The 18,318-nt window shown below is 48.8% G+C and carries 14 protein-coding genes; 11 read left to right on the top strand and 3 right to left on the bottom strand.

Annotated elements, in window-relative coordinates; all coding sequences use genetic code 11:
* Positions 1 to 413 precede the first annotated feature (413 nt).
* Together ACO6V5_RS22925 and dbpA are read left to right on the top strand one after the other, a co-directional pair.
* Positions 414 to 1,727 (top strand): hypothetical protein, encoded by a 1,314-nt coding sequence (locus tag ACO6V5_RS22925; RefSeq protein ID WP_422413300.1) that lies wholly within the window; start codon positions 414 to 416, stop codon positions 1,725 to 1,727.
* A 103-nt stretch (positions 1,728 to 1,830) separates the two neighbouring features.
* Positions 1,831 to 3,210, top strand: coding sequence for an ATP-dependent RNA helicase DbpA (gene dbpA, locus ACO6V5_RS22920; RefSeq protein ID WP_422135438.1), 1,380 nt, complete (start codon positions 1,831 to 1,833; stop codon positions 3,208 to 3,210).
* An 84-nt stretch (positions 3,211 to 3,294) separates the two neighbouring features.
* Here the strand turns inward: dbpA and ACO6V5_RS22915 are convergent, their stop codons facing one another.
* On the bottom strand, positions 3,295 to 4,296 hold the full coding sequence (locus ACO6V5_RS22915; RefSeq protein ID WP_422413799.1) for a hypothetical protein: 1,002 nt from the start codon (positions 4,294 to 4,296) through the stop codon (positions 3,295 to 3,297).
* Between the two features lie 228 nt (positions 4,297 to 4,524).
* On the opposite strand from ACO6V5_RS22915, the gene ACO6V5_RS22910 reads away from it, so the two are divergent.
* From ACO6V5_RS22910 to ACO6V5_RS22890, 5 genes are all read left to right on the top strand, one after another.
* Positions 4,525 to 5,112, top strand: a complete 588-nt coding sequence (locus tag ACO6V5_RS22910; RefSeq protein ID WP_422135440.1) for a hypothetical protein — start codon at positions 4,525 to 4,527, stop codon at positions 5,110 to 5,112.
* Between the two features lie 110 nt (positions 5,113 to 5,222).
* Positions 5,223 to 8,429 (top strand): hypothetical protein, encoded by a 3,207-nt coding sequence (locus ACO6V5_RS22905; RefSeq protein WP_422442601.1) that lies wholly within the window; start codon positions 5,223 to 5,225, stop codon positions 8,427 to 8,429.
* A 111-nt stretch (positions 8,430 to 8,540) separates the two neighbouring features.
* The gene (locus ACO6V5_RS22900) at positions 8,541 to 9,035 is read left to right on the top strand and encodes a SycD/LcrH family type III secretion system chaperone (RefSeq protein ID WP_422135442.1); all 495 of its coding nucleotides are present in this window, start codon (positions 8,541 to 8,543) and stop codon (positions 9,033 to 9,035) included.
* Positions 9,035 to 10,366 carry a hypothetical protein gene (locus tag ACO6V5_RS22895; RefSeq protein ID WP_422410657.1) on the top strand — a complete coding sequence of 444 codons (1,332 nt, stop codon included), beginning with the start codon at positions 9,035 to 9,037 and terminating at the stop codon, positions 10,364 to 10,366. The genes ACO6V5_RS22900 and ACO6V5_RS22895 overlap by 1 nt, the downstream gene beginning before the upstream one ends.
* Before the next feature lie 179 nt (positions 10,367 to 10,545).
* Positions 10,546 to 12,762 (top strand): YgiQ family radical SAM protein, encoded by a 2,217-nt coding sequence (locus ACO6V5_RS22890; protein WP_422410659.1) that lies wholly within the window; start codon positions 10,546 to 10,548, stop codon positions 12,760 to 12,762.
* A gap of 122 nt (positions 12,763 to 12,884) precedes the next feature.
* Here ACO6V5_RS22890 and ACO6V5_RS22885 read toward each other — a convergent pair whose 3' ends face one another.
* Positions 12,885 to 13,181 carry a type II toxin-antitoxin system RelE/ParE family toxin gene (locus tag ACO6V5_RS22885; RefSeq protein WP_422135445.1) on the bottom strand — a complete coding sequence of 99 codons (297 nt, stop codon included), beginning with the start codon at positions 13,179 to 13,181 and terminating at the stop codon, positions 12,885 to 12,887.
* Positions 13,174 to 13,395 carry a TA system antitoxin ParD family protein gene (locus ACO6V5_RS22880; protein ID WP_422135446.1) on the bottom strand — a complete coding sequence of 74 codons (222 nt, stop codon included), beginning with the start codon at positions 13,393 to 13,395 and terminating at the stop codon, positions 13,174 to 13,176. The genes ACO6V5_RS22885 and ACO6V5_RS22880 overlap by 8 nt, the downstream gene beginning before the upstream one ends.
* A gap of 263 nt (positions 13,396 to 13,658) precedes the next feature.
* Here ACO6V5_RS22880 and ACO6V5_RS22875 point away from each other — a divergent pair, with 263 nt between their 5' ends.
* The 4 genes from ACO6V5_RS22875 (at position 13,659) to ACO6V5_RS22860 (ending at position 18,308) form a co-directional block, all read left to right on the top strand.
* Positions 13,659 to 13,964, top strand: a complete 306-nt coding sequence (locus ACO6V5_RS22875; protein ID WP_422135447.1) for a DUF1244 domain-containing protein — start codon at positions 13,659 to 13,661, stop codon at positions 13,962 to 13,964.
* 114 nt (positions 13,965 to 14,078) lie between these two features.
* Positions 14,079 to 15,050, top strand: coding sequence for an aldo/keto reductase (locus ACO6V5_RS22870; RefSeq protein ID WP_422135448.1), 972 nt, complete (start codon positions 14,079 to 14,081; stop codon positions 15,048 to 15,050).
* A gap of 65 nt (positions 15,051 to 15,115) precedes the next feature.
* A complete protein-coding gene (locus ACO6V5_RS22865; protein WP_422135449.1) occupies positions 15,116 to 17,287 on the top strand; it encodes an ABC transporter substrate-binding protein in 2,172 nt (723 codons plus the stop codon).
* A gap of 43 nt (positions 17,288 to 17,330) precedes the next feature.
* A complete protein-coding gene (locus ACO6V5_RS22860; RefSeq protein ID WP_422410663.1) occupies positions 17,331 to 18,308 on the top strand; it encodes an ABC transporter permease in 978 nt (325 codons plus the stop codon).
* The last annotated feature ends 10 nt before the right edge of the window (positions 18,309 to 18,318 follow it).

The raw sequence follows: 18,318 nt of genomic DNA, 5'->3' as shown, positions 1-18,318 counted from the left end.
ATTCTGTTTATAAGTCGGTCAATTCCCTGATTTATTCACCCGTCTACCTCCAAAAATCCAGATACCGCCCTCTTCCATAGTGTGCAAACGGTCATTCTGACCAATTTTTACCTGAGCAATATGACAATTTTTATTCTACGCTTTGTCGGATTATCAAAATAAAATTATGAATGACTACGGCAATGGACTCCTTATTTTCTGTCAAACTCTTTTCAGTCAGAATTGCTTTCTTTATGAGCTTTGTACTGATGCTGTGTTTAGCGGCATCAACGTATCAGGCAAAAGCAGCTGACAGGCCCTCCTGTGACATGCCTGTGTGTTCGAAACACAGCATGGCTATGGAACCGGACGGCAGCGGGGGGCACTTCTGTCTTCAGTGCATGTCAGATGAAATCAATAAGTTGGAAGATGATATGGAGTTTCAGCTAACCTATGGCTATGCTGCTGAAACGGTTTCGACAGAAGCTGAACAAAGCCCCTATTACAACGTTAGAGATCATACCTCTTCACTGGCGGACCTGATGGAAAGGGCCCGTTTGTTACTCGATCCGGGGCAGGCAACAGGCGGCTATATTTCTTCTTCTGCCATGGTGAGTTCACGTTCCGGTTTATCGCTGCCAGCCACTGCCAAATACAGCTTTGAAGGGACGGCAGAGCACAAGACCAGCTTACCCACTCACGATGACCCCCGCGAAAATCTGGCCGTCGAATCATTGCCTGCTGAAATGATAACGACAACCACTCCATCTGTTGCTCACAATATTATTGAACCCGCCGAACAAGGAGGTCATGAAGAGTTTCAAACCGTGCGGACTTCTGTGCAGGATTCAGAAGGTTCATCTATTGCTTACAACCTTATTGAACGACTTGAAAAGAGAGGTTATGGAATATCAGGCACTCATGCTTCAGCCCTTCCACCCGGGGAAGCCATGTTGCTGCTGAGAGACAAGGTGGAACTGCCTGTCCTGCTCCCACTGTTGTCGCATTTTAATATCGAATTTGCAGCTCAATCCCTGTTGAATCTCAAGTCGCTTTTGCTTTCAAGTAAATACCTTATTATCCGGATGACCCAAAAAGATGGGATGATCACGGTTATCCATATTCACCCTGTAGAAAACCAGCAGGCTCTGATTATTACAGAGCTGGGTCTGCAGAGTTCGCCCATTTGTATCGAAAACCTGCCCCTCCTTCTAAGTGCTTTTGTGTACCATGAAGGGGTGACAGAACTGGCTGTTTTTACTCACGAGGCTGTCCCAGACGATCCCGCCCCGTCATCAGAAGGCGCTACTGCCGGGGCTATACTGACTCAATCTCTAACAGTCGCCATCATCGAATATATCCAACGACTGGGGGTTTCTTCACAAGAATATCCTCCTATCGAACATACCGGCGCTATACGGGAACTTAAAAAGACTCAGGATCAGGCCAAACTTGCGCTATCAATGCCAGATTATGGCTTCCAGCAAAATCCAGCTGAAGGTGATGCTTTGCAGAATGTCGAGGCTCTGACCGAAGCACGAACCCCCTTTATCGCTCAATTGATAACCCCGGACCAACAGGTCACTGTGATTAACTTTCAGCCTGAAGCATCGGGCGATGTTATGCTGAGCCTGTCAGGACAGCACTTCCTCATAGACAGGAGAGAGATAGGTGCCTTGTTTGACTGGATCATCAACCAGTTTAAGCCGCTGATACAGATTTTTATTCTGGCACCTATCTATCTCTAAGCCCACGTCCGCGCTTTTTCCTCAGCTCTGTTATAATCCGGGCCCAAACTGCATTGCCGCACAGATTTGAATGATGCAGACTTTTCACGGTAGAGAGTAAACCTTGAGTACACAACCTTTTTCCGACTTGCCGCTGCCCGAAGCGCTGCTGCACAACCTGGAGCAGATTGGCTACCGGGAAATGACCCCTATCCAACAAAAAAGCTTACCTCTGGCCATGGCTGGCAGAGACCTGATTGCCAAAGCCAAAACCGGCAGTGGTAAAACGGCAGCCTTTGCCATTGCTATGCTACTGGGCATTCATCAACGCTTTTTTGGTTGCCAGGGACTGGTGCTGTGCCCGACTCGTGAACTGGCAACCCAGGTCGCCAACGAGATTCGAAAACTGGCTCGCTACCGCCAGAACATCAAGGTCGTTACCTTGTGTGGTGGGCAACCTATTGGTCCACAGATCAACTCACTCTCCCATGGTGCCCATATCGTCGTCGGTACACCGGGAAGAATTCAGGATCATTTGCGTAAGCGAACACTGACTATCGAGCATCTAAAGACGGTGGTATTGGATGAAGCCGACCGTATGCTGGATATGGGATTTATTGATGCCATTGAAAACATTCTGGATCACACCCCGCCAGACAGGCAGACGCTGCTTTATTCAGCCACCTACCCCAGACAGATCAGGACTTTGAGCCAAAAGTTCCAGTCTGAACCTGAAGAGGTCACCGTTGAGTCAGTGCATACTCACCAGCACATTCAACAGTTTTTCTATCAAGCTGAGAATAGTGATAAATCAGAAACCCTCCGCAAACTGCTCAACCATCATCAGCCCGCTTCTACTGTTATCTTCTGTAATACCAAACAGACCTGTAAAGAAGTTGGAACATACCTTTATGATCAGGGTTACAAGCCACTGGTACTCCATGGTGATATGGAACAGCGAGAACGAGACCAGATGCTGGTAAGATTTTCAAACCAGAGTGCCGACATTTTGATTGCTACTGATGTCGCAGCCCGGGGTCTGGATATTGATGATCTGGCCGCCGTCATCAATTATGACCTGAGTCGGGATCCGGAAGTCCACATCCACAGAATCGGGCGAACAGGTCGTGCCGACAAGGAGGGGCTGGCCTTAAACCTGCACACCTCCCGTGAGCAATACAAGCTGGATGCTATTGCCGATATCTTGCGGACGAAACTGACTTTTGGTGATCACAGAGCACTGAAGCCAGCAACACAGCCACCCTCAAAAGCCCCAATGGTGACACTGGCTATTGACGGAGGAAAAAAGAACAAGGTGCGCCCTGGTGATATTCTGGGTGCTCTTACTGGTGACGCTGGCATTCCGGGAGATCAAGTTGGCAAAATCAATATCTTTGATTTTGTCGCCTATGTGGCCATTAAAAGAGAAAATGCCCGAAAAGCCTTGGCTCGCCTTGAACAGGGCAGAATTAAGGGCCGGAAGTTTAAAGTTCGCAGACTCTGATAACTCCCGTGTTTTAAGTGCTCACGGCCCATAACACATCCAATTTGTGTTATGAGCCGGGATCTTTGGAAACCGCCTCCTAAATCAAGGGGTAATACACTTGACCTTGCTCCAGTCCAGTTTTTTCGCTTCCTGAGTTATCTGTTCATTGCAGACATAACAGTAGTTGCGGTTGTGATCACTATCGTGTTTGACTTTTCTGCCAATAATGCAGTGACCCTTCATATCCATGCAGAACCTTGGTTCGTAGTTGAAACGGGCACACTCACCCAGATCCCTGGCAGAATGCTTCATTTCCTGACCGTCCCGAATCCAGTAATGGCCGTTATGAGTCCCTATATCAAACTTGCAGACATCAATGTTGCCTTTAACATATTCAGGGAACCTGCATACCTGATTTTCCGATGCCAGGTCTGAGAAAACCTGATTTTCGTAATAACGAGACTCACCCAGCTCACAGCGCTCGCCATCGGCTGATTTAGTACCAAAAGAGAAGTAACGGCGCTCTTCTCCACGAACTTCTTCAGTTCCGCTACCCGTACAGAACCTGAGTCCCTGCGTGGCAGGCTCGTGTTCCTGGGTAGGTTTGTCTCCACCACCGGGGGTTGATTCTCCCTGATACTCTCCATCCTTAGCATCAACCTCGGGCTCACCTGTCGGTAGATCACAAAACTCAAAAACACGTTTTGATAGAAAAAGTTCAGTACTAATTCCCGCAGGGTCCTTCAAATAGGGATTAGAGGTTTCTGCTTCCTGTAACTGAGTGTAATTGGCCAATAGCCACTGAAACTCATAACCGTAAGAGCTATTTCCGTTGGAATCCATATACAAGCAGGCCAGAACCTCGCCGCCTTCTACCCCCTCAAAAGACACATGCCCAACCTCAATGCCAGAGCGTGTCGGCGAATTCGTCACACAAAGTGGCACATCGTCAATAGACTCAATGATTTCAGAGAGGGCATCGACGTTATACGAGCTGCTGGAATAGGTAGAAAGCCAACACGCTTTATTTGCTTCCGCATGTGCCATAGACAGTGAAAGGAAAGCCCCAGTCAGACTGGATAAAGCCATTCGAACTAAACGCATCAGAGTTCACCACTGCTAAAAATTGATAATTCAGAATCGGCTGCCTTAGAACTTTTGGAGTTATCTTTTTCTAGACACAGTTATATAGACGAAGTTAGGATTTATCGCCACATCCTCTCCCTCAGGGACATGAAATATCACTGAGCATTGGCTATAGGTAAAAGTCAGCATGGGAGCCAGTGCTCACAAACGGTAATTTTGTTATTTTTATCTAAGCAATAACGACAAATGAAAAAATCGATTCTGACGGCTGTCATCCTGGCGGCCAGCTCTACCCTTGCCCAGGCAGATATTATTGGCGCAAAACTGGGTTACAACTATTGGAATACTGCCGATCACGGTGACTTTCACACTGTTTACGGACAGATAGAGCACCCCATCCCACTGCTCCCCAATCTCGCGGCAGGTTACAGCAAACTCAATCATGACAAGCTGAAATTCGACAGTTACGATGCCTCCGGCTACTACGAAATTCTGGATAATGGCAATATTGCCCTGGACCTGGGTCTGGGGGTTCGTCGCTTTGACAGCGGTAAATACCGGGACGCCTCATTCAGCGATACTATCCCCATGTTAACTGCCGATGTGGAGCTGTTTCAGGCCAGCACTATCAGCTTTTACAGCAAGCTGTTCGCAGGTCGCTCTGAAGATACTGACTTTAACGATCTGGAAGTGGGTGCCCGTTTTTACCTGTTTGTCGGCCTGAAACTGCAGGCTGGCTACCGCCTCTACGAAATCGATATGGATGGCACCAAGGGCATCTATAACGATGAAAGCATCAAGGGCTTTAATCTGGGTCTGCACTGGGATATCTGACCTATCCCTCACGTAAAGCTGGCTCCTGTGAGCCAGCTTCCTGCCTATTCTGACAAATCTGCTAGACTTTCCTGATTGAAGAAAACTAACTAACAAAATGGCAGGTTACGGTGGACGGAACAAGCCGGGGTGAGCCCTCTCCCCAAACAGGGAATATTCCCCCTCCTCAATCTTTAATGGGCTCTGAGCAGGAAAGCGAAGTCACAGGTGAACATCATCATCGTGCTATCACTCCCACCAGCGGCGAAAATCTGGTAGCCAGAGCAGCTGTTGCAGCTGGCAAGGACGAGCAGTTGTCACAACGAAGCGTCAGCAGGAAGAAATACACTCCGGATGAAATGGCCGAAATGGGCTATAAGGTCGAAAAGTCCCGGAAAGCCATTGCAGCATTTCTAATAGAGAATGGCTTAAATGAAGGGGTACCCGAACTTAAATGTGAACTTTACGATGGCTACAAAGAGTCCACTCAGGTCCTGTTCGTAGAGATGAAACGGTTACTGGATGCGCATTTTTCTAATGTGAACCGGATGTACCAAGTGCTCCAGTCGGATTACAGAGCGTATGGAAAACTGGAAAGCACCGCCAGAAGAGCTGCCAGATCGCGACGGGTCAGCGAAGAGGAACAGAATCTCCTGAAAGACCTCGTCATTCTGGGAAATTCTGACAAACGCTACAAGGAGTACTGGCAAGAGAAAAAACGGATACTCCTTTATGCCAGTCTTTGTGGAATACGCCTTAGCACAGCTCTCAAAGTGATTCCTAAACTTGATGCCATACGAGGGAGCGAAACCTTCCGCCAAAGGATAGAAGACTTTTTGCCCCAGTCCATTGAATGCATGAAAATGTACCAGGAAGTCATTCAATGTCAGCTGGGGCTTGAACAATATTCAAAACTTGAAGAAAGCCTTAATGCCCACGATAGAGCGGCCTTCGGGGCAGCCATGCTGGCTGATCTGGCCATGGATGACTACATGCCCACTGACGGTAAGGATAAACTTCGTCAAATGCTGGCGACCCATTCCTGCTGCTTCATCCAGTGGCTGACTGACTTCGACCCGGAGCAGCCACAAGTAGTGAAGCTGTGTAGCTGGAGAGTCAAGCATCTGATCAATGCCGCCATTCTGGCAGACAACCCCAAACAAGCTGAGCGCTTCTTACAGTTCTTCCGGAAACAGATGGAAGCAAATAATCCTGACTTTGCCCCACAGGATGTTTTCTCACTCTGCCATTCCCTAATTACATCGCTAGCCTATCTTTATGACCGCCCTGAACCACTGGCCCACTTTAAAGCACGGCTGGAAGGGACTTTAGCTCCGTTAACTGAGTTAGTAACCCTGATCAGAACCATTAACAAGAAAAAAATGCTAACTGACAACCTATGGGCTGCGCTGGTGTACCTTTTTGAGCGGATCAACAACGACTACCAATTAGTAATAAAGGATCTTCGTGAGCGCGAAGCAGGGGTCGTTCAGATAGCTTCCGACCTGATTAGAGAAGAAGAAGAGGAACAAAAGCAGATCAAAGAAAAACTGGAGGCCAGAGCAAAAAAACGTCGGGAAAAAGAAGAACAGAGACAGGAGGCCCAATGGCAGAAAAAGCAGGCCACACAGGCCGCAGCCGCAGAGAAGAAGCCGGAGCCCCCTGAGCCAAAGCCCTATGACCTGGAAAGTACTCTGAGCAAGGCTACCGAGGCGTTTGCCCGAAAAGAGCCTATTGGCGTTCTGAACAACATCTTCAAGAAAGTGATTCAACATCCCCGGGTCAGCGGCTTTGACAAGGCTCAGGCTCACTACAGTTATGCAGACATGGTGACTTCCAGGCTTCGGCGTCAACTGGAGTCTGTTCACAAAATGATTGAGCCCGTTTATGCCTTCAGTGAAGCTCTGGAAAATCAGGGTCCGCCTGAGCTGGAGAAAGACATCAAATTCAGGAAAGCACTGAGGCAGTTCAAGCTTAATATGCAGAAAATCAGTATCAACACCCTGATCATGAATAAGGCCGTCACAGAAGCACAGGAGATTTTCTTTAGCCTTAATGAAGATCAGCCAGAGTTTGTTGATGCACTGGTGGACCTTCACAATGACATGGAGTACTTGGTTGCACAGGGAAAAGCCGTCATTCAATGCTGCAAGGACATTCCAGATATTTATGCCCGACGGGGTCAAATGATTCAGCATTACAAGCTGTCTAAAAAAGTTGGCTCACAGCGGCGCAGCGAGTTAAGAAGTGACTCAGAACGACATCGCGAGCTAAGCGATCACATCAAGGATCTGGAAGCACTCGGCAAAAAGCTCGATACCAGTATGGGAATGCTGGAAAAAACCCTTACATGTGAACAGGCGGCTCAATTCCGACAGACGCTTTCAATCGCGAAAACAAACACCCCGACGCCGGATGAAAAAACCAGCCCTGGTTCCATTGAAGACAAGCAGCAGACCCTGAACCCTGATGATCCGGGCCCTGCGCCTGAAATTAGTAATGATTCTGCACAGGGCTCTCTGCCCGAACCGGCAACCTCATCCATGGCAACCCCTCCGGTAGCTACTGCTGAGTTTTCAAAGGACTCCGACGAAGGGGAGATAGAAACCCCACCAGTTGCTGATATTGAAGAAGCTCATGGGGTTTTGCTACCCCTGAAGCTGCCTATTCCCGAGAACATGATGGTCGCCCTGGGCTTTTCGATCATAGAGCACAAGCTCATTGCACCCATGAAACTCTACGATTCAGAAAGCGTTCAGGAAAAAAATCTGACCGCTGCAAAATCCAGAAAAGGCAAAAAAGGGAAGCGGCAGGGGCAAAGAGAAAAAGCTCCAACAGAACCTCAAGCCACCGCTGTTAAAGAGGAAAATGCCGATCCCGGTGAATTGGGCCTGAAACTCCAGACAAGGCTCTGTGACTATCTTGAAGTGCTCAATGAGACCGGAAAAACACCTGATGGCAAAGCTGTGCCTGAGAAGCTGAATGTAAAAGCAATGCTGGCAAGAGTGAAGCAGGGTACTTTTCTGAAAGACTCCGGGTACTTTGGCGTTGACTTTACCTTTCTGTCAGATGCTCTGAACATTCCTGTTCAGGCTAACCTGCCATTGAGCAACAGGCTCTACTTTCGGCCAGGTCTGGTTAGGCCCCAGCAACTCGACCTCTGGACAAACCCGGAACCCCACCTGCATCTGGAATACCCCACTTATTCCGGAGAAGAACACCAATGGTTTGCTTCTATGGAGCATTACTTTCAATCCGGTTTTGAGGAGGATTACCAGTTGTTTACCAAGGAAGCCAAACCCAAAAAGGCAGGCAATAAGTCCAAGAAACGATCGTGAACCACTCATTAGGCCTTTTTATAACTTTCGTCTTCACAGGCAGGAGTCTCCTGAAAGCAGATGCTATACCTTTAGAAACAGTCATTTGAAATACCAGCAAGGATGCCGTCGATGTCGAAACAGCTCTTTCAGGCCCCTCACAGTCAGGAACTGGCCACTATCACCGAATACCTGCTCACTGGAGGAACACTGGCAGAAGCCAACCAGATGAGTGAGAAGGCCCTTGAGTCCATTTATTCCCATGGCTACAACCAGTACCAGAATGGTCATTTTGAAGAGGCTGCCAAAATCTTCCAATATCTCTGCTTTTATGACCACTGGAATGCCCGCAACTTTCTTTGCCTGGGTTCCTGTCAGATGATGCTGAAAACTTACGGTCAGGCCATCAAAACCCTCGAATACGCCGCGCGAATGGATATCAGTAATCCACTGGCCAAAGTCTATATGGCTGATTGCTACCTGGCTCTGAAGGAAGGAGGCATTGCTGAAGTGATTTATAAAAGCGCCCTGAAAGATGCCAGAAAACATCAGTTTAATCATCTGGAGCTGAAAAGAGTCGAGAATCTGCTCCAGACCTTTGAGGACGAAAAGGGAGGGCAGTCCTGATGGTCGATTCAGTTAATCGCAATGAAGCTATTTTAGTCCCAACGCAGGCAGAAGCTCTAAAAGAGATTGAGAAGACTAACACGGTCTCACAGGGCTATGAGTACAAGAACTCGGCATCAGTCAGAACCGGGGAAGGTCAGGTTGATCTGCCTCCCGGTGGTTCAGAGGCTCCTTCCATTCCAGAACCCGACTCAATGAATGCGGGCCAACTGGATGACCTTGAAAAGCATTTAACCCAACAAACCACAGCCAAACTGCGAGGCGAGATTGGCGGCATGTTTGGTGAAAGCCCGAACTCAATTACCAGTAGCCGACCAGAGTTAATGACTGTGGCGGTATCTGAGACTGTTCTGGATACCGAAGCCAAACTGTCACGGGTGGCGGAAGCCCCTCCTCGGGTCATGCAGCACATTGGTGATTCCGTAGATCAACTTCAAATGGAGCATATTGAGGGCACACTGACCGCCGACAAGCTCGAAGAAATACTGGCTCAGATCAATGCTAGCCTGGAAGACAGCTCGGTTAAATACGCTGAAAACAAGATTGAGATGGCTTCCCTTGATGCTCAACAGCGGCATGATAGTAATATCGAGCGTATTCGGGAACACATTGAAGAGGCTAACAGCGCCAGTGCCGAAGCTACAGCCAATCCTGACAATATTTTCCTGAAAGCCCTGTCTTTCCTGTTCCCGCCTGTCATGCTGTGGGAAACCGCACTGATGATTGACCGGGAGGTCAACCCCGGCAAAGACAACTCTCATCTAAGTATATTTTCTAAAAATGAAATCGACTTTATGCTGCAGCAGACCGGGGAGGCCGATGCGAGTTTAATCAGACATGCAAGCCCCATTATGCCAGCTTCCATGGTGGAAATCGGCACCTCTGAACGAACCGATAATCACCCATCAAAAACCGATGATACCCAAGAGCGCAAAGAAGCCTTTGATGAATCGGGCTCTCCAGTGAGCGATGCCACTGAAGGCCTTCAGATTGCCAGCGAAGGTCTTGATCACTTTGAGAGAAGAAAGGCTCTGCTCCAGACTCTCCAGCAACAGGCTGAATCGGAAGAAGCCAAGAAAAAGCTTGAGGCAGCTATCAACGCACTGCAAGGCGGAGACCCTGCTCTGGCAGAAGAGATTCTGGGCTCTCAGGGACTGGATAGCAGTATCGGAGACAGCATGAGTGCGTCAACCGGTGATAAAGAGCTTACAGAGGCAAAGGATATTAAGAGGTTTGTCGATGACATATCCGGTGTTCCTGACGAGGTGCTCTCTTCCATGAAGGATGCAGACGGTGAACTGAGCCTGATCAAGCGCTTCACCTCTGTGTAAGTACCTGACCACCCTGCCTTTGCCATGAATCAATGATGTTCATACCGAGGCAGGGATGGTTTATCACCACATCACTTCGGTTTCATCTCATCCCCTGGCTGCAATTCGTGCTATCAAAGCGACGCATTTTTTGAAAAAATAGTGCCCCTTCAGAAAGAGCAGATAAAACCAGAACATTCATGAGTCACTCCTCCCTGCAGCAACCGTTGCCTGCCAAGGAACTGTTTTCCTACCCAAAGTATTGGGCTGAATGCTATGGCACAGCGCCTTACCTCCCCATGACCCGAGCAGAGATGGATGAGTTAGGCTGGGATTCCTGCGACATTATCATTGTCACAGGCGATGCTTACGTAGATCACCCCAGCTTCGGTATGGCAGTCATTGGCCGTTTCCTGGAATCCCAGGGCTTCAGGGTGGGCATTATTGCCCAGCCAGATTGGAGCAACACAGCAGACTTTATGCGTCTGGGTAAGCCCAACCTGTTTTACGGTGTCACCGGTGGCAACATGGACTCCATGATCAACCGCTACACCGCCGACCTGAAAGTTCGAAATGACGATGCTTATACACCGGATGCAGAGCCGGGCAAACGGCCTGATCGCTCGGTGATTGTTTACAGTCAGCGTTGTAAAGAAGCCTATAACGATGTGCCCGTCGTTATTGGCGGTATTGAAGCCAGCCTTCGCAGGATTGCCCAGTATGATTACTGGAGTAATGAAGTGCGCCGTTCTGTTCTGATGGATTCCACTGCAGATATCCTCCTCTATGGCAACGCTGAGCGAGCCATGGCCGAGGTGGCGGACAAACTGGCTGCGGGCGTTAATATCAAAAATATGGATGATATTCGCGGTACGGTTGTCGTTAAGCCTGGCACACCAGAAGGCTGGACCGAAATAGACTCTACCCGTATCGACTGGCCAAGAGATCCGGGATCTCTGGAAGAAGCCTATGGCACCAACCCATACGAATATGTGCAAGAAGAAGAGTGCGAATCCAAAAAAAGACAGGAGCCGGATATTCAGCCTGTCCGCATTGTTCCACTTCCGCTGCACCGCAAGACTGACTTTGATACCAGCAAAAGCTGTATTCGTCTGCCGTCGTTTGAAAAAGTGCGTAAAGATCCCGCGCTATACGCCCATGCCTCCCGAGTGCTGCACCAGGAATCCAACCCCCATAATGCCCGGGTGCTGGTGCAGAGACATGGCAACCGGGAAATCTGGGTAAACCCGCCTCCCATTCCTCTGGAAACGCCGGAGATTGATGGTGTCTTTGCCCTGCCTTATCAGCGCAGGCCACACCCATCCTATGGTGATGCAAAAATTCCGGCCTACGACATGATCAAAACGTCCGTGAATATCATGCGGGGCTGCTTTGGTGGTTGTACCTTCTGCTCCATCACCGAGCACGAAGGTCGGGTCATCCAGAGTCGTTCCCAGGAATCCGTCCTGCAGGAACTGGAAGAGATCAGGGACAAGGTGCCTGGCTTTACCGGTCAGATTTCTGACCTCGGTGGCCCAACCGCCAACATGTATCACCTGAACTGCAAGAGTGCAGAGATTCAGGCCAGTTGCCGCCGTCTTTCCTGTGTGTTCCCGGGTATCTGCAAAAATCTGGAAACCTCACACAAGCAAACGACAGAGCTGTACAGAAAAGCCCGTGCCATTCCCGGCATCAAGAAAATCGCCATTGCTTCGGGTCTTCGTTATGACCTGGCAGTAGAAGATCCGGAATACGTCCGTGAGCTGGTCACGCACCACGTCGGTGGGTATCTGAAGATTGCGCCGGAGCATACCGAGAAAGGTACTCTGGACCTGATGATGAAACCCGGCATGGGCACCTACGACGCTTTCAAGAAAATGTTCGACAAGTTCTCCAAAGAAGCCGGAAAAAAGCAGTATCTTATTCCTTACTTCATTGCCGCCCACCCGGGTTGTGAAGACGAAGATATGATGAACCTGTCGCTTTGGCTGAAACGTCACAAATTCCGTGTCGACCAGGTACAAACCTTTTATCCGTCGCCTATGTCTCTGGCAACGGCTATGTACTATTCCGGTCGTAACCCGCTCAAGAAGCTTAATTACAAGGGTGACAGACTTTATATTCCCAAAGAGCTGGAACAACGTCGTCTGCAAAAAGCCTTCCTGCGTTATCACGACTCCAGAAACTGGGATGTCCTCCGTAACGCCCTGAGAAAGATGAACCGCTCCGAACTGATTGGCGATGGCCCCAATCAACTGGTACCTGCGGAAGAACAGAGCAAAGACAACCGCCGACCATACAACAAAAAGCCTGCGGGAAAATTCCAGAAGGCCCGTGGTGGTCAGTGGGATAACCGAGCACCCCGCAAAGAGCCGGTAGCCCGGAAAAAGCCTTCAGCTAATAAAAAGTCCAGATAACCCCTAAAAAAAAGCCCCGAATTCTTCGGGGCTTTTTTATTGACCCTTGCTCGGTTGATGGGGATGGCAAAAAGTGGCCTTGCCAATATTTGCTACATATAGCCAATATTTTTTTAACCGCATCACTGGCGCTCATGCCGCTCAAGGTTCCGGTAGAAATTTTCATGGGAGCCAAAGGAGATCAGCTCCAGTAACAGCTTGCCGTCGTCAAAATAATAAGCCAGCAGGGTCAATTGTTTTGCCATCTTGAATTTATAAACCTGAAGGTGGCTCAGGACGCCTTTCTTCTTATCGCCAATATCGGGATTATTGGCTACGGCTCTGATAGCTGTATCAAGATCCGCTTTCTGGTTGGGCTTGAGTTTTTTCACGGCTCTTGCAAACCGGGCTGTCTGGAGTATCGTTTCTGCTTTAGCCAAAACGGTACTCCGAGACCAGTCCCTGTTTGCGCTCTTCTTCGGCTTCCAGAATATCTTCAATGAAATTAATGGGCAGATCAGGGTTTTCCTTGGCAATCTTGCCAAGGCAGGCCCAATATTCCACCTGTTTTGCCGCCGAGCGTTTTTTGACCTTGCCAACAAGGGTTGCAGCGGTCACCAGCTCTTCATCCAGTCGTAAGGGTCTGCTTGGCATGTTTCAAAACCTACTTTTTGTAACAAATTGCTACAAATATAGTCATATGCATCAAGCCTGTCAAAAGCCCTGACCCTTTTCGTGAAGTCACGAAAAGTGTGCTACCTCTGGTGGTTTATTCCAAGCCAATCTTGCAGCTTAGAGATGGTGCGATGGTGCCGGAGCTGGTAGCAATAATCGGGAAGAAAGCCCCGAAGATTCTGGGGCTTTTTTATTGACCCACAATTTCTTACACTGCCTGACAACCTTATAAGGAAGATGTGATGAATACACAGATTGATCAGGAAACTCAGGACAAACTCGACGCAGCTACTTTTCGCCGCCTGCTGAAGCACCTCGATGATCATAAAGAGGTGCAGAATATTGACCTGATGATTCTGGCGAACTTTTGTCGGAACTGCCTGGGCAAGTGGTACAAAACGGCTGCTGACGATCTGGGTGTTGAAGTGTCCGACAATGAAGCCAGAGAACGTATCTATGGCATGCCCTATTCCCAATGGAAAGAAAAGCATCAGCAGCCCGCATCGGAGGAACAGCTGGCCGCTTTTGAAGCCAGACAAAAGAAGTAGTGCTCTGAATACTGACTGAATACCCAACAAACAGCCATAGTAATGCCAACACAGCCATGAGTTTTTCCGAACAGCCTTGAGCTGTCCGAATAGTCCTTAAGAAGGGAGCTGAGTATGAATCGTTTCCCGCTTCAGATTCACATTCCTAAAGCCAGCCGACTGATTTATGGTTGTATGGGCCTGGGAGGTGAGTGGAACAATAATCCTATTTCCGATCACGACCACACTCTGGCCCATAATGCCGTGAATACAGCACTGGAGTGTGGCATTAACTTCTTTGACCATGCTGATATCTATACCATGGGCAAAGCAGAACAGGCATTCAGCAACGTTATTAAAGCGGAGCCAAAACTTCGCCAGGACCTGATCATCCAGTCCAAATGTGGCATTCGCTTTGCCGACGACGACAACCCCGGTCGATACGACCTTTCTCCCCAATGGATAGAGTTCAGTGTCAATGGCATTCTCGAAAGGCTGGGTACAGAGTATCTGGATATTCTTTTACTGCATCGCCCTGACCCGCTGATGGAACCCGATTTAATCGCCGAAGCGTTTACTCGCTTATACGACAGCGGAAAAGTACGACACTTTGGTGTTTCCAATATGAACCAGCATCAAATCGCCTACCTTCACTCCTGCATCGAACAACCTTTGATCGTCAACCAGTTGCCCATGAGTCTTGCCCGTTGTGACTTTGTGGAAGACGGGATACTGGTCGCCATGAGTGAGAGTGCCGACACTGGCTTTACGCCGGGAATGATTGATTACTGTCGTAAAAATAACGTTCAGCTTCAGGCTTGGGGCTGTCTGGATCAGGGACTGTTCATCGGAAAAGATACCAGTAAGGAACCAGCGGCCGTTCAGGCCACTGCAAAACAGGTTGCCGAGATGGCTGAAGACTATCAGACTTCCGGAGAAGCCATTGCTCTGGCCTGGCTGATGAGGCACCCGGCCAGCATCCAGCCTGTGATTGGCACAACGGATAAAGATCGTATTCGTGCATGCTCTCAGGCGATGGAAGTTCATCTAAGCAGGGAAGACTGGTACAAGCTTTATATCGCCTCCAGAGGGCGGTCTCTGCCTTGATTTGAAAATGACTCAGTAACTCTGACATCGACGAACAATTATTAGAAAACGGGGATGAAGTTATTATGAACCAGAAAGCAACCAGATATCTGGCTGCCACACTCATAGCTACCACTCAGCTGACGGGCTGTTCAGGTCCCTGGAATAATCCTCATCAGGAAAGTTCTGGTCATCAGAACCAGACTGTCTACTACACCAATTTTCAACTCCCCCCCCAGCACTTTGATCCGGCTATTTCGTACAGCACTGATGAAAGTATGCTGATCGACCAGATCTACGAGCCTCCTCTTGGTTATCACTTTCTGAAAAGGCCTTATGAACTGCAACCTCTGGTGGCTGAATCCATGCCAGAGGTTCGTTTTCTTAACGCCAACCACGAGGAGACCACTTTTGATAGCCCTGACATTGCCTTCAGTCGATACACCATCACCCTCAGGGAAGGTATTGTTTATCAGCCTCACCCGGCGTTCGCCAAAAACGGTAAAGGCGATTACGTCTATCTCTTTAACGATGAAAGTGAAACCGTAAACTACAAAGCTCTTTCCGACTTTGGTCAAACAGCAACTCGGGGGCTGGACGCAGACGACTTTCTCTATCAGATCAAAAGGATTGCCGACCCTCACAATAAAGCACCCTTAATTGGCTTCCTTGCTCAGTATATAGACGGCATGAGTGAAGTGACCGAGGAATTAAAAACTGTTGAAAGAGACGGGTGGCTGGATCTTCGTGAATTCAAAATGAGGGGACTGGAAAGAGTTGATGAGCGGACTTTCTCTATTACTATAAAAGGCATCTACCCCCAGTTTTCTTACTGGCTGGCCATGCACTTTTTTGCACCTGTCCCCTGGGAGGCGGATCGCTTCTATAACAACCCCGGGTTCAAAGACAACAACCTGACTCTGGACTGGTATCCAGTCGGCACAGGTGCCTACATGATGACCAGAAATGACCCTAACAGGGAAATCATTCTGGAACGAAATCCTAACTTCAGGGATGATTTTTATCCCACTGAAGGAGCCCCCGGTGATAAAGAGGCAGGGTTGCTTGCTGATGCCGGAGCAAAGGTACCTTTCATAGATAAAGCCATTTTCAGCCTGGACAAAGAAGTTTTGCCTATGTGGACCAAATTCCTGCAGGGATATTACGATCGCTCAGGAGAAAACCACGGCAACGTCACCCAAAACTTTGACCAGGCCTTGACCATCGGCCCCGAGGGTGTAGAGCTTACCGACGAAATGCAAGACAGACAGATCACTCTGTCCCAGGATGTTAAGCCTGCGGTCTACTATATGGGCTTCAATATGCTGGACAATGTGGTGGGTGGTTACTCCCCGAAAAAGCAAAAGCTGCGTCAGGCCATCTCCATTGCCTGGAATTCTGAAGAATATATAGAAATATTCCGAAACGGCTCCGCCATTCCTTTCATGGGGCCCATTCCTCCCGGTATTGAAGGTTCTCTGAAAGCAGAGGCAGGCATCAATCCCTTCACCCACGACTGGAAAAATGGCAAGGCCGTTCGCAAAGACCTTGAATACGCCAAACAGCTTTTGGCTGAAGCGGGCTACCCCAATGGTCGTGATGCTGAAACAGGTAAGCCTTTGAAGCTCTATCTGGATGTCCAGGCCCAAGCCACCAGCAAAAGCCGTGAAGACTGGCAAAAACGCCAGCTCAAAAAACTCGGCATAGAGTTAGAACTCAGAGCGACAGACTGGAATCGCTATAAAGAGAAAATGAGCACAGGGAACCACCAAATGTTCTCCTATGGCTGGTTGGCCGATTACCCTGATCCCGAGAATTTTCTGTTCTTGCTCTATGGCCCTCAAAGCCCTGTCGCCTGTCAATGTGACGGCAACAACAATGCCAACTATAACAATCCTCGCTATAACAGGCTTTTCAAGCAGATGAAGACCATGCAGCCCGGTCCTGAGCGAAATCGGTTAATCGCCGAAATGTTGGATCAGGTTCGCGCTGATGCTCCCTGGTTTACTGGCGAATACCCGAAAGAGTATTACCTGAATAACCAGTGGGTTTCTAATACCAAACGTCATGGCATCTCCAAGGCTACCCTTAAATACCTGAAGATCGATTCAGAAGTGAGAAAACAAAAACAGGCTGAATGGAACCAACCCAATCTTGTCCCTCTGGTGGCAGGCATGGGGGTTTTTGTCGCTTTGTTTATTCCTGCGATTCGCGCCTATAGACGACGCCAGAAGCTGGTCATAAATACCGACAGCTAATAAAAAGCTGAAGAATAATTTTCAGGTTTAAGGACGTTCTACCATGCTTGCTTATATTATCAGACGACTGATTTACGCCATTCCTATTCTTATTGGTGTCAATCTGATTACTTTTTTACTCTTCTTTGTGGTGAACAGCCCTGACGATATGGCACGAGCTCAGCTGGGGGATAAATACGTCACCGAGGAAGCCATTGAACTCTGGAAAGAGACGAATGGCTACCACCAGCCACTGTTTTTCAATCACGAAGAAGAAGGTCTGAAAGCACTGACAGAAACCATCTTTTTCAACAAATCCATCAGTCTCTTCAGCTTCGACTTTGGACGGTCGGAGAGCGGTCGGGATATTACCAGCGATGTTTCCCAGCGCATGTGGCCCAGCGTCATGTTTGCCCTGCCAACACTGCTCATCGGACTCTGGGTCAATATCAGCATAGCCCTTTTAGTGGTTATGATCCGCAATACCGGACTTGAGAAAGTGTTTGTGGTCTCTTTTGTTGGCTTGATGTCTGTCTCTTACCTGTTTTACATCATTGGTGGCCAGTATCTGGTCACCCGTTTGTGGAACCTGGTGCCTGTGTCGGGTTTCCAGCCCGGACTGGGTTCCTTCAGGTTTCTGATTCTTCCGGTTGTTATTGGTGTCATTGCCGGTACCGGAGCCGGAGCCCGACTCTACCGGACACTGTTCCTGGAGGAAGCGAATCAGGATTACGCCCGCACGGCCAGGGCAAAAGGGGTAAGCGAAGTCAGCGTCCTGTTCCGGCACATTCTGCCCAACACCATGATCCCGATTCTGACCAATATCGTGATTGTCATTCCAATGCTGTTTATGGGCAGCCTGGTGATGGAATCCTTCTTTGGCATCCCGGGCCTGGGCAGTTACATGATTGATGCCCTGAAATCCCAGGACTTCGCCATTGTCAGAACAATGGTGTTTATTGGCTCAGTACTCTACATCATAGGCCTGATTGCCACTGACATTTCATACACACTGGTCGATCCCCGTGTCAGGCTGAATTAGGAGAACATCC

The organism is Endozoicomonas sp. ALD068, from assembly GCF_049310145.1.
Classification (GTDB): Bacteria; Pseudomonadota; Gammaproteobacteria; order Pseudomonadales; family Endozoicomonadaceae; genus Endozoicomonas_A.
This window is presented reverse-complemented; position numbering and strand designations above follow the sequence as displayed.

Bases quoted from the DNA above. Each gene is read 5' to 3' on its own strand.
- ACO6V5_RS22925 (WP_422413300.1), top strand. From the start codon at position 414: ATGGAGTTTCAGCTAACCTATGGCTATGCTGCTGAAACGGTTTCGACA.
- ACO6V5_RS22915 (WP_422413799.1), bottom strand. From the start codon at position 4,296: ATGCGTTTAGTTCGAATGGCTTTATCCAGTCTGACTGGGGCTTTCCTT.
- ACO6V5_RS22910 (WP_422135440.1), top strand. From the start codon at position 4,525: ATGAAAAAATCGATTCTGACGGCTGTCATCCTGGCGGCCAGCTCTACC.
- ACO6V5_RS22900 (WP_422135442.1), top strand. From the start codon at position 8,541: ATGTCGAAACAGCTCTTTCAGGCCCCTCACAGTCAGGAACTGGCCACT.
- ACO6V5_RS22895 (WP_422410657.1), top strand. From the start codon at position 9,035: ATGGTCGATTCAGTTAATCGCAATGAAGCTATTTTAGTCCCAACGCAG.
- ACO6V5_RS22890 (WP_422410659.1), top strand. From the start codon at position 10,546: ATGAGTCACTCCTCCCTGCAGCAACCGTTGCCTGCCAAGGAACTGTTT.
- ACO6V5_RS22880 (WP_422135446.1), bottom strand. From the start codon at position 13,395: ATGCCAAGCAGACCCTTACGACTGGATGAAGAGCTGGTGACCGCTGCA.
- ACO6V5_RS22875 (WP_422135447.1), top strand. From the start codon at position 13,659: ATGAATACACAGATTGATCAGGAAACTCAGGACAAACTCGACGCAGCT.
- ACO6V5_RS22870 (WP_422135448.1), top strand. From the start codon at position 14,079: ATGAATCGTTTCCCGCTTCAGATTCACATTCCTAAAGCCAGCCGACTG.
- ACO6V5_RS22865 (WP_422135449.1), top strand. From the start codon at position 15,116: ATGAACCAGAAAGCAACCAGATATCTGGCTGCCACACTCATAGCTACC.
- ACO6V5_RS22860 (WP_422410663.1), top strand. From the start codon at position 17,331: ATGCTTGCTTATATTATCAGACGACTGATTTACGCCATTCCTATTCTT.